At 69.5% G+C, this 11473-nt stretch carries 8 protein-coding genes and 1 pseudogene; 3 read left to right on the top strand and 6 right to left on the bottom strand.

Translation table 11 applies throughout. The features are described 5' to 3' along the window. Positions 1 to 150: 150 nt before the first annotated feature. The 3 genes from RIN75_RS29965 to RIN75_RS29955 form a co-directional block, all read right to left on the bottom strand. Positions 151 to 2208 (bottom strand): alpha-galactosidase, encoded by a 2058-nt coding sequence (locus RIN75_RS29965; protein ID WP_309115394.1) that lies wholly within the window; start codon positions 2206 to 2208, stop codon positions 151 to 153. Further along, a complete protein-coding gene (locus tag RIN75_RS29960) occupies positions 2205 to 3623 on the bottom strand; it encodes a cellulose binding domain-containing protein (RefSeq protein ID WP_309115393.1) in 1419 nt (472 codons plus the stop codon). The genes RIN75_RS29965 and RIN75_RS29960 overlap by 4 nt, the downstream gene beginning before the upstream one ends. Positions 3624 to 3791: 168 nt before the next feature. Beyond that, the gene (locus RIN75_RS29955; protein WP_309115392.1) at positions 3792 to 4553 is read right to left on the bottom strand and encodes a helix-turn-helix transcriptional regulator; all 762 of its coding nucleotides are present in this window, start codon (positions 4551 to 4553) and stop codon (positions 3792 to 3794) included. Between the two features lie 70 nt (positions 4554 to 4623). Between RIN75_RS29955 and RIN75_RS29950 the strand changes: the two genes are divergently transcribed. Together RIN75_RS29950 and RIN75_RS29945 are read left to right on the top strand one after the other, a co-directional pair. Next, positions 4624 to 5430, top strand: a complete 807-nt coding sequence (locus RIN75_RS29950) for a phytanoyl-CoA dioxygenase family protein (RefSeq protein WP_309115391.1) — start codon at positions 4624 to 4626, stop codon at positions 5428 to 5430. Next, positions 5427 to 5687, top strand: coding sequence for a hypothetical protein (locus RIN75_RS29945; protein ID WP_309115390.1), 261 nt, complete (start codon positions 5427 to 5429; stop codon positions 5685 to 5687). The genes RIN75_RS29950 and RIN75_RS29945 overlap by 4 nt, the downstream gene beginning before the upstream one ends. Position 5688: 1 nt before the next feature. Here RIN75_RS29945 and RIN75_RS29940 read toward each other — a convergent pair whose 3' ends face one another. After that, positions 5689 to 6600, bottom strand: coding sequence for a PaaX family transcriptional regulator C-terminal domain-containing protein (locus tag RIN75_RS29940; RefSeq protein WP_309115389.1), 912 nt, complete (start codon positions 6598 to 6600; stop codon positions 5689 to 5691). A 118-nt stretch (positions 6601 to 6718) separates the two neighbouring features. Here RIN75_RS29940 and RIN75_RS29935 point away from each other — a divergent pair, with 118 nt between their 5' ends. Continuing rightward, positions 6719 to 8059 (top strand): PHB depolymerase family esterase, encoded by a 1341-nt coding sequence (locus RIN75_RS29935; protein WP_309115388.1) that lies wholly within the window; start codon positions 6719 to 6721, stop codon positions 8057 to 8059. A 483-nt stretch (positions 8060 to 8542) separates the two neighbouring features. Here RIN75_RS29935 and RIN75_RS29930 read toward each other — a convergent pair. After that, positions 8543 to 9757, bottom strand: a pseudogene (locus RIN75_RS29930) (RICIN domain-containing protein); the annotation flags it as partial. Between the two features lie 110 nt (positions 9758 to 9867). After that, the gene (locus tag RIN75_RS29925) at positions 9868 to 11454 is read right to left on the bottom strand and encodes a ThuA domain-containing protein (RefSeq protein WP_375296044.1); all 1587 of its coding nucleotides are present in this window, start codon (positions 11452 to 11454) and stop codon (positions 9868 to 9870) included. Positions 11455 to 11473 lie beyond the last annotated feature (19 nt).

The following is an 11473-nucleotide window of genomic DNA, read 5'->3' as shown; positions in this document are numbered from 1 at the left end:
AGTTTCGAAATTTTCGGCAGGGAAGCTGTTAACTTTCGGGCCAATGTAACGAGCCGGACACCGGACGTCAACGGCTCGTTGTTAGCGCTCACGCGCCCTGATCTGCGTCTCTATACGCAGATCAGGGCGCTACTTGTTAACGCGAACAAACTATCGCGCGAGGCGCAGCAACACGGCGGACGGGGCCGTGGGAAGGGTGAGCACGAGTCCGTTCGGGTGCGGTTCGCAGACCGCCTGGCTCGTGCTGGGGTAGAGCAGGTCCACGCGGCCGGCCGGGTTGTTCAGGTTCAGCGTGGGCTCGCCGCCGCGACGCCACACGGCCAGGTACGTGGTGGTGGGCGTGTGGAGGGCCAAGGCCAGCCACGGGTCGTCCCAGGACGGCAGGCCCAGCGGCCACGACGGGAGTGCGTGCGGCAGGTCGGCGCGGATCTCCTTGTACACGGCCATGGCCTCGTGCACGAGCGCGCGCGCTTCGGGAGTGAGTTCGGGAATGCGTCCCGACAGGTGCACCCGGCCCAGCAGCGCCGAGGTCATGGTGAACGCGACCTCGTCGAGCGAGTCCTCCGGCTGCGGGTACGCCCACACCGCCGCCTGCTCCGGGGTGACCGCGGTGGGCACGGCGGCGGCGATGGACGCGTACCGGGCCAGGTCCTGCTGGTCGCTGGTGGACTGCACCTGCATCCGGGACAGCAGCGCGTGGTCCATGCGCATGCCGCCCGACGCGCAGTTCTCCAGCACCAGGTGCGGGTGGCGGTCCAGGACGCCATCCAGCCAGTCAAGGTGCGCCCGGTGGTGGCCGAGCATGCCGTCGGCGGGGCTCTCGCCGGGGTGGTCGCTGGTGCCCGGGCCGTGGTCGACGTTGTGGTCCAGCTTGAGGTAGCCCACGCCCCACTCGCCGACCAGGCGGTCCACGACCCGGTCGAGGTGGGCGCGGGCCGCGGGGTGGCGCAGGTCGAGGTGGTACCGGCCGCTCTCCACGACCCGCAGGCCCTCGCGGCGGAAGAACGCCTCCTCGGGCAGGGCGTCGGCGACCGGGCTGCGCGTCCCGACCACCTCCGGCTCCAGCCACAGGCCGGGCACCATGCCGCGGTCCCGGATGTGGTCCAGGACCTCGTGGATGCCGCCGGGGAAGCGGGTCCGCGAGGGTTCCCACGCGCCCACGGTGTCCCACCAGTTCTCCGCCTCGTCGGCGTACCAGCCGGCGTCGATGACGAAGTACTCCGCGCCCGCCTCGGCCGCCGCGTCGACCAGTGGCAGGAGTTTCGCGGTGGTGGGGTCGCCCATCAGGCAGTTCATGTAGTCGTTGAAGATGACGGGCAGGTGCTCGTGGTCGGGGTGCGGGCGGCGGGTCGCGCGGCGGTGTCGGGTCAGCGCGGCGAAGGCCTGGTCCGGGCCTTGATCACTGACGGCGAGGGCGACCGGCACGGTGCGGAACTCCGCGCCGGGTTCGAGGGTGTGCCGCCAGCCGTGCGGGCTTTCGCACGGGCCGAACGCCGCCAGGTAGGCGGAACCCTCGCGCTCTCCGCACTCCCAGCGCCAGCCACCCCCGTTGTGCTCGACCTGCCACAGATGAGTCCGGCCGGTCCGGCGGTCGGTCAGGCCGCCCATCGGCAGGGTGCCGCAACTGGACCAGGCGCCCTGGCCGGCCAGCACGAACGCGCCCCGGCCGTAGCCCATCCGCACCCGTCCGCTGATCACCGGCGAACTCAGCCGCAGCGGTTCGCGCCGCCACCGGCACTCGGCGAACCAGTCGTTGTCCGCCCACATCACGTCGGCGTCGTCCAAGGCGTCCGTGAGGCACCCGACCGCGAGCGAGCTGACGGTTTCCAGGTGCAGCGCGGTCGGGCCGTCGTTGCGCAGCACGACTTCCGAGCGCAGCACGGGGATGCCGTCCGCGAGGCGGTAGACCACCTCGGCGGTCAGGCCGGTCGCCGGGTCGTGGAGTTCGACGGTCAGCGTCCGCAGGCCGTCTTCGTGCGTCGAACGGTGTTCCTTGTGGCGCAACCGTTCGCCGATCGCGGTGTGGATGAACCGGTTGCCCGACCAGGTCCGGCCGTGGCCCGTCGCGGACACCGCCACCAGCGGCACGGGCGCGCCGGGGTGGTGCTGCGCGCCGGGCGCGCCGAGCCGCTCCAGCCGGAGGACGCCGTCCTCGGTGAGGGCGAACTCGGCGGCCAGGTCGTCGTTGCCCCACTGGAAGCGCGTCACCACGTCAGGCCGAGCCGGGCGATGTAGTCGGCGAGCGAACCCGAGAGCAGCCGGTGGTCGCGCGCCGAGAAGTGCCAGTCGCAGCCGAGCAGGTCCAGCGCGGCGCTGCCGTCGTAGCCCCAGAAGCGGACCCGGCTGTCGCCCTGGTTGTTGCGGTCCCGCACGACCTGGCGGGCGGCGTCGGGCAGGGTGCCGGAGCCGTGGGCGCTGACCAGGATCGTCGTGCCGGCGCCGTAGCGGGTGCGCAGCTTGTCCAGGAAGCCCTGGTAGGCGGACTTGTAGGCGGCGACGAGGCTCTCCGGGGTCCACGGCTCACCGGGGTTGATGGCGGTGGAGAAGTCGTTGGTGCCCAGGCCGATGACGACGAGCTGCGGCTTCCACGTGCCGGGGTTCTGCCACACGTCACCCTCGACGTGCAGCAGCGCGCGGTCGTAGTAGGTGCGGTAGGTGACGTTGGGGGAACCGCCGTTGTAGTTGCGCACCATGCCCAGGCCGGAGAACGCGTTGACCTGGTAGTCGGCGTTGAGCGAGCGCGCGGTCAGGGCGCCGTAGCTCAGGTCGCTGTTGGTGTTGCGGTTGACCCCGCCGTTGGTCGAGCAGTCGCGCTGGGTGGACATGTTGCCGTAGCCGACGGTCTGGGAGTCGCCGATGAACTCGATCTGCCGGGTGCGCGCGGCGGGCTTCTCCAGGACCTGCCCGCCCTGCGCGGCGACGAAGCCGCCGAACTGCCCGGCCGCCCACGTGCTCTCGGTCCGCTTGACCAGCCGGACGCGGTGCTCGGTGTTGCTCAGGCCGTTCACCCAGTGGGTGGTCTTGCCGGGGGTGACCAGGGTGGCGACGGTCGTGCCGTCGACCTGGACGTCGTAGTCGTTGTTCGCGTCGTCCAGCACTATGCCGACCCCGGTGCCCCGGACGCGGCCCTCGAAGTAGATGCCGGGCCAGGAGTAGCGGACGTCCTGGGTGACCCGGCCCGCGGTGTGCGCGCGGGCGAGCGGGTCGGCGGGCGCGGGCGCGCCGGTGCACGCGGTGCCGTTGAGCGCGAAGGCGGCGGGCGCGGGGTTCGACCCGGTCACGTTGGCGTTGAAGCCGAACGACGTGGACGCGCCGGTGCCCAGGGCCGCGTTCCAGCTCGCGTTGACCGCGGTGACCTGCGCGCCGGACTGGGTCGCGGTCGCGCCCCACGAGGCGGTGACCTGCTGGCCGGCGCCGAACGACCACGTCAGCCGCCAGCCGTTGACGGCGTCGCCGAGGTTGGTGACCTGCACGTCGGCGGTGAACCCGCCCGGCCACTGGTTGGTCACCTTGTAGTCGACCCGGCACCCCTCGGCCGCCTGGGCCGGGGCGCTGGTGATCATGCCGGCCGCGGTCAACGCGGCGGTGAGGACGGCGGTGGCCGCCACCCGGGACCGGTGCACTGGGTGTCCTCCGTGGATGGTCGACGCAGCGCGGAACGCGCGCGGGGGAAGGGGGATCGACTGGACGGCCGCGCGGTCATGTGTCCACTGTGGCCCGAACCGGCCGTCCGCGCAGCTCCCGGGAACGCTTCCAAGAAGGTAGCGGAGATGTCCCGAACCGTGAAGACCTCAGTTTCGCCCGGCCCGCACCGCGCGCGGCGACGCGCCCAGCTCGCGCCGGCACGCCTTGTTGAACGCCTGGAGGTCGTCGAACCCGACCGCCGCGGCGACCGCCGGGATGGGCAGCGTCGAGGCGCGCAGCAGGTGGCGGGCCCGTTCCAGCCGCCGGCGGCGGATCCAGGCCACCACGGTCAGCCCGGTCTCCGCGCGGAACAGCCTGGTCAGGTGGTTGTGCGACACCCCGGCCGCGGCGGCGACCCCGGGCACGGTCAGCGGACCGGCGAGGTTCGCCTCGACGTGCGCGACGGCCGCGGCCACCGCGCCGTGCGCGCCGCCGGAGGTCGAGAGCTGGGCGACCCGCCACAGCACGGTCCACACCTCGGCGGCGGCCATCGCGGGCTGCGCGGGCGCGACCGTGATGGCGTGCCGCAACAAGCCGGTGAACAGCGGTGTTTCCGCTCCCGCGTGCTGCATGACCGGCACGGACAGGGCCTCGCCGTCGTCCGACAGGCGCAGGTGCACGTACAGGTGCTCGGAGCGGCCCTGGTAGCGGTAGGACACCCGCGTGCCCGGCGGGACGAGGCTCACGTGGCCCGGGCGGATGGGGTGCGTCGTGCCGTCCACGGTCAGTTCGGCGGTGTAGCCGTAGACGTGCAGCTGCCACAGCTCGGGCAGCAGGAACTCGTCCCGCCGGCTCGCGACGCCGTGGACGCCGACGCCCAGGTTCGCCACGACCGGCGGCGAGCCGAGACGAACCAAGACGCGCTCCATGGTGAAAATTTACCAGTAATGGTGATCTGAACCCACGACAGCGCCGCACCGCGTTCCTAGGGTTTGGTGCATGGAGACCACCTTGCTGTCTTCGGTGCAGATGGCGCGCTTCGCGTCGCACGGATTCCTGCGCTTGGACTCCGTCGTGCCCGACGACATCAACACCGCCGCGATGGCCGCCATGCGAGACGGCGTGCCCGACGTGCCCTACGGAATCCCGCTGGGCAAAGCCTTCCCCGACGACTCGTTCGCCCACCGCCTGGTGAACCTCCCGGCCGTCGCCGGCGCGCTGCGCAGCCTCGTGGGCCCGGACCCCACCGTCGACCACATCGCCGTCCACGTGCGCGAACCGAACGAGGGCCAGGCCCAGCCCCTGCACGGCGACGCCATCATCGACACCCGGCGCGACGCGTTCGACGTGCAGCTCATGTACTACCCGCACGAGGTCACCGCCGACATGGGCGGCACCCTCCTGGTCCCCGGCAGCCACCTCCGCCTGACCAACGAGAGCGACACCGGCCGCTACCAGAACCTGCGCGGCCAGATCCGCCTGACCTGCCCCGCCGGCACGATCCTCCTACTGCACCACGGCATCTGGCACGGCGGCCGGCGCAACGACTCCGCACGACGCCGGTACATGTTCAAGATCAGGTTCAACCCGACCACCCCGCAGGTCCGCCTCTGGGACACCACCGACCTCGACGACCCGGAGGTCCGCGCCGAGCTGTCGACGTACTTCCCCTGGTACGAACACGCAACCTGGCGCCTGGAGGTCTACAACCGCATCGCCCTGTGGCGAACCCTCACCGACGACAACACCTTCGACGTCGACTACTGGGCGACCAGGGTCAGCAACCGCCCCGGGAGGACCGCGTGAAGCAGCGAGTGCTGGTGCTCTACCTGAACTCCTCGGCCTTGGACGACCGCGTGGTCGGCTGGTCGTCCTACGACGGCACCGGACGCACCCACCCCACCACCGGCGACAGCGACGAACCCCCGTACGCGACCGGTGTCGACGCCCTCCGCGACGGCTGGCGCCTCTTCCAGGCCTCCCAGCTCATCCCGCCGTACCCCGGCCACGAGTACGACACGTCGTTCATGAAGCACGAGTTCCTGTTCGAGAAGCTCGAATGACCTAAAGCCCCGCCACCAACTCCGCCACCGTGTGCGCCCGAACCGCGGGCCCCGCCACTTCCCGCACGTGGTCCTCCGCCGCTGCCGCCAACCCGTCGTAGAGCGCCGCGAACAGCTCCCGTGCGGGATCACGCGGCCAGTCCGCCGGCAGCAGCACCCTGGGCAACCCGGGGTCCAGCACAGGCAGCCGCCGATAGGTGTCCATCACCTCCGTCCGGGTCCGAACCGCCTCCGCCCCGGTGATCCCACCAACCCGCCCCCGCACCGGCTCCCACCGCCGGATGAACGCGTCATACCGCTCGGCGATGGCGGCCGTGTCCCAAGCCTCCACCGGGTCACGGCCCACCGACTCCCCCAGCTCGACGTGACGCGCCCGGAACACCGTCAACGCCCCGGAGGCGAGCCCGGCCAACTGCGACCGGGCCTCACCGGTCAGGTCGTGCGGCGAGATCCACAACCCGTCGTACAGCGGCGCACACCCCAGCCACCGCAACTTCCCCCGCAACTCCCGCCTTCCCACCACATCCCCTTGGGGCAGGGAGAAGGCGATCAACGTCCACCACCGGTCCCACTCGTAGTCCGGCGCCGGCGCGAAGATCACCCGACCACCCGCCGCCAACACGGCCGCCGCACCCGCCGTCAGCCGGTACGAACTGGTCCGCCCTTCCCTGCTGCCCTCCAGCACGCCCCTCCGGGCCAACCGACTGATCGTGGCCCGCGCACTCGCATGGCTCACCCCCGCCTCACCGAGCAAGGTCACGATCGCCGATGCCGGCAACCAGGCCCGATCCCGCAACGTGTAGTCGGCCAACAGGGTGACCGCCAACCCTTGCGGCGATCCCCCGTTCTGCGTACGCGGCAACCGGACCCCGTCGTCCGGGAAGATCTCCTCGATGTCGTACGGCCCAGCCACGGGCCGACTCTAACCGGCGCAATCGAGACGCACGTTTGACAGTTCCCCGTCCTGTCGCCAGGCTAAGTGTCACACCGCCACCTTCCTCGACCGTGCGCGAAACGAAGGGGTCAAGCGCATGAAGGTCTTACCGAGCGTGGTGTTCGCCGCGGTGGCCGCTCTCACCGCCACAGCCCTGGTCACCGCCACTCCGGAACCGGCGTCGGCGGCGACCCTGACCGAGGTCACCAACTTCGGCGACAACCCCGGCGGCATGCGGATGCACATCTACGTGCCCGACACCCGCCCCGCGGCTCCCGGCATAGTCGTCGCGATGCACGGCTGCGGCGGCTCAGGCCCGGGCTTCCACCAGAGCAGCGAGTTCTCACCGCTGGCCGACCGCTACGGATACGTCGTCATCTACCCCAGCGCCCAACAACAAGCGGGTTTCGGCAACTGCTTCGACACCTGGTCCGACGCCGCCAAACGACGGGGCGGCGGCAGCGACCCCAGCTCGATCATCTCCATGATCAACTACGTCAAGCAGCGCTACAACGCCGACCCCGGCAAGGTCTTCGCCACCGGTTCCTCCTCCGGCGGCATGATGACCAACCACATGCTCGCCCTGTACCCGGACGTCTTCAAGGCGGGCGCGGCGTTCATGGGCGTCCCGTTCAACTGCTTCGCGAACGCCGCCGACTACCCACCCGGCTCCAGCAAGTGCACCGGGAGCGGAGGCGCGAACCGCACACCTCAACAGTGGGGTGACGCGGTCCGCCAGGCCTACCCGGGTTACACCGGTCCGCGCCCCAGGGTCCAACTCTGGCACGGCACCAACGACACCCTCGTCCCGTACGCCCTGCTCCAGGAATCCATCGAGCAGTGGACCAACGTCTTCGGCCTGTCCCAAACCCCCACCAGCACCGACACCCCCCAACCCAACTGGAACCGCCGCCGCTACGCCGACAGCAACGGCAGGGTCCAGGTGGAGGCGTACAGCATCCAGGGCGCCGGCCACACCCTCCCCAGCACCGGCATGGCCGCCCAAGCCCTGACCTTCTTCGGCCTGACCACCCCAGGCACCACCACCACAACCACGACGACGACCACTTCTACTACGACCACCACTACTACGACCACCACCACGACGACGCCCAACCCCGGCACCTGCCAGGTAACCGCCACCGTCAACGCCTGGAACACCGGCCTGACGGAAAACCTGACCATCACCAACACCGGTCCCGCGACCATCAACGGCTGGACCCTGACCTTCACCCTGCCGAGCGGGCAAACCATCACCAGCGGCTGGAACGCCACCTACAGCCCGACGTCGGGCCAGGTAACGGCAAGGAACGCCCCTTACAACGCCGCTCTCCCGCCGAACACGCCCACCACCATCGGCTTCCAAGCCACCCACACCGGCAACACCTCGAAGCCGACCAACTTCACCCTCAACAACACCCCTTGCACCACCACCTGACCCACCTGTAACCACTCCCCCTCACCGGCCCGGACGGGCGGCCTCACCGCCGCCCGTCCGGGCCGCTCACTACCCAGCCACTCACCCCAGCAGCGCTCCACCGCACCACCTCCCAGGTTCACACTTTCGGGTGACACTGAAGCTATTGACAGCACCAACCATGCACGCAAACGAGCGGATGCATCGGCACGCAACGCCGGCAGGTCGTGGACTGACGCGCAGCGCCGGCAGGTCGTGGACTGACGCGCAGCGCCGGCAGGTCGTGGACTGACGCGCAGCGCCGAGGCAGGGCCTCCGCCAGGTCACAGCTCAAGCCCCCGCAGTTGCTTTTGTGTCCATCCTTGGCGGCCTGCCCGCCGGCGAGGCGCTTTGATCTTGAGAGCGCGCCGGCGCGTCCACAAAGCGAAGCGAGCCCAAGACCCAAAGAAAAGCCCGGCGCCCCAAAAGGAGCGCCGGGCTGATCAAAGAGCAGAGCTGGGACTAGAACTGGGACAAGAAGCGCCAAGCCTCACCCTTGGTCCAGGTCCGCACCCCGCTCTCACAAGCACACCCGTCCACCGGCCCCGGCATGTGCCCGCCGTCGAACGCCGCCCACTGCACCGGGTACCCCGCCCGACACCCGGAGTACGCCGTCGTGATGTGCGTCAGGCTCCCGCCGCCGGGCTCACGCGGGCTCTGCGCCGTGCACCCGTTGGCCCGCACGAACGTGTCCCGCAGACCCCGCCCCAACGAGATGTTCAGGACGTTGTCCGAGATCCCGTGGATGCCGAAGTACGCGATCGGCTGGGTCCCGCCGGCACACCCGCTCAACTGCGCCCCCGCGTACACCACCACGGCGCGGAACACCGTCGCCCGAGCACAGGCCAGCGCGTAGCTCATCCCGCCGCCGTAACTGAACCCCATGGCGAACCGCTGCCCGGGGTTCACGCACAGCGCACTCTCGATCCGCCGGATCATGTCGTCGACGAACGTGACGTCCTCGCCACCCGAGTTCGCCCACCCGTTCCCGAGACCCTGCGGCGCGACGAGGATCGCGCTGTTGTTGGACTGCTCCTGCATCCCGTAGTACGACCACGCCGTACCACTGGTCCCGCCCGACGACACGTCGTTCATCGTGCCGCCACGCCAGTGGAACGCGAAGATCAACCGATAAGGCCGGTTCTGGTCGTACCCGACCGGCACGCGAAGGATGAAACTCCGCGACTTCCCGTTACTCGTAATGGTATGCGACCCGCTGCTCAACCCAGGCGCCTTGCCGCACCCGGAACCACCCGGAGTGCCGCCACCGTCGACCTTGGCCAGCTGCCACTGCTGGTTGTTCCCGCCGTGATCGCTGTACTGCACGACGTTCGCACCGTCCGCAGTGGACGATCCCTGGACCTCAACGGCTTTACCGCTGTTCCGGTTGATCAGCCGCACGTAACCGTCGGCCGAGTCGGCCAGCCGGAACTGCTGGTTGGCCCCACCGTGATCAGCCCACTGCACAACCGCGGCACCGTCAGCCGTCGAAGCCCCCGACACGTCCAACACCTTGCTGGAGTGCCGAGCCTTCACCCGGTAATAACCGCCCCCGGCGTCCACGAACTGGAACTGCTGGTTGGTCCCGTCGTTCCGCGTCCACTGCGAGATCCGAGCACCATCACTCGTCGACGCGGCATAAACGTCCAACGCCTTGCCGCTGTTCCGGTTGACCAGCACATACCAGGCATTGGTGTCCACGGTCGCCGCCGACGCAGCCGGCGCGCTGAACCCGGAAAGCACACCGGCCACGAGCAGCGCTACCGCACCTGTAACAACGCCCCGGCCACTCATGGCAACGTCCAACGCTGGTTGGTACCACCGTGGCAGGACCAGACGATCAACGCCGTCCCGTCCGCCGACGACCCGCCGTTGGCGTCAAGGCACTTCCCAGACGCGTTGACCAGCGACCCGTTCGACCCCGCGGTCCAGTTCTGCGCCGAACCGCCGTTGCACGTCCACAACCGCACCGCACTGCCATCCGCAGTCCCGGCCGCGTCCATGCACTTGCCCAACGCCCGCAAAGTAGACCCTTCAACGGTCCACTGCTGGTTCGCCCCGCCGTGGCAGCTCCACAACTGGATCCGCGCACCATCAGCAGAGCTGTTGCCGCTCACGTCCACGCACTTCCCGCTGGCCGACCGAATCGGCCCAGTCCGCGGCGTGGTCCCGCCCAACTCCTTGATCCGGACATTCCGGAACGACACGTCATCGCCCGTCCCGTGGTTCTGCAACCCGATGTGCCCGGAAGCCAACGACCGCACCGGATCGGTATTGGTGAAGTCGTTGATCTTCACCCCGTTCAAGAACACCTGAAGCCGCTCGCCCTCAACCAGCAGCTCGAACGTGTTCCACTCCCCCGGCGGGTTCAACGCCGCGTCCCGAGCCGCAGCATCAGGCGCCTTGACCCCGTACACCGACCCAGTAGTCCGGTCCGGCGTATCGGTAGCGTCGATCTGCACCTCGTACCCGTTGGCGATCGCCGAGTTCGGATCAGAACTGGCCGGGAACCCGACGAACACACCAGAGTTGTCGTCCCCGTCAACCCGCCAGTCCGCCTTCAGCGAGTACGACCGGAACTCCCGAGCGCTGTACCAGTACAGCCCCATGCCCCCGGACGACCGCAAAGTCCCGTCGGCGTTGGAGAAGCTCCCGGGCCCGGCCTGCGACCACCCAGTGGTGGATCCGTTGTACAAAGCGGTGTACCCGGTCTCCGGTCGGCAATCGGCCTTGGCCCGACCGGACGCGTACCGCAGCCCGCCCAACACCATCGACCGGAACCCGGCCTCCGAGTACGACGACTGCGTGTGCCCGCTGCCGGTGTAGAACGACCGCCCGCTACCAACCGTCTTGCACCACGTGTGCGGGTGGTCGCCACCCATCGAGCCGCCCGAGTACGTCGACTCGTCCAGCGTGGCCAGCACCCGAACCGTCGACCGCGGGTTGGTCCGGTAGTTGTACCACTCGTCCGTCCGCACCCAACTCGAACCCAAATGAGCGGTCGCCGGGTGCGCCCGGTTCTCGACCCGCACGGTCGCCTGCTGGATGGCCGGGTGCGACGAGAAGTACGCGCCCACCAGCTCCCCGTAGAACGGCCAGTCGTACTCGGTGTCCGCCGCCGAGTGAATACCGACGTACCCGCCCCCACCCCGGATGTAGGACTCGAACGCGGTCTGCTGCATCGCGTTCAACACGTCCCCGGTGGTGTTGAGGAACACCACCGCCTCGAACCGAGCCAGGTTGGTGGCGTTGAACTGGGTCGAGTCCTCGGTCGCGGTCACCGTGAAGTTGTTGCCCGCACCCAAGTCCCGGATCATCTGGGTGCCCACGGCGATCGAATCGTGCCGGAACCCCGCGGTCTTCGAAAAGACCAACACGTCATAGGGCGTGTCAACG

Source organism: Saccharothrix sp., from assembly GCF_031180885.1.
GTDB lineage: Bacteria > Actinomycetota > Actinomycetes > Mycobacteriales > Pseudonocardiaceae > Actinosynnema.
This window is presented reverse-complemented; position numbering and strand designations above follow the sequence as displayed.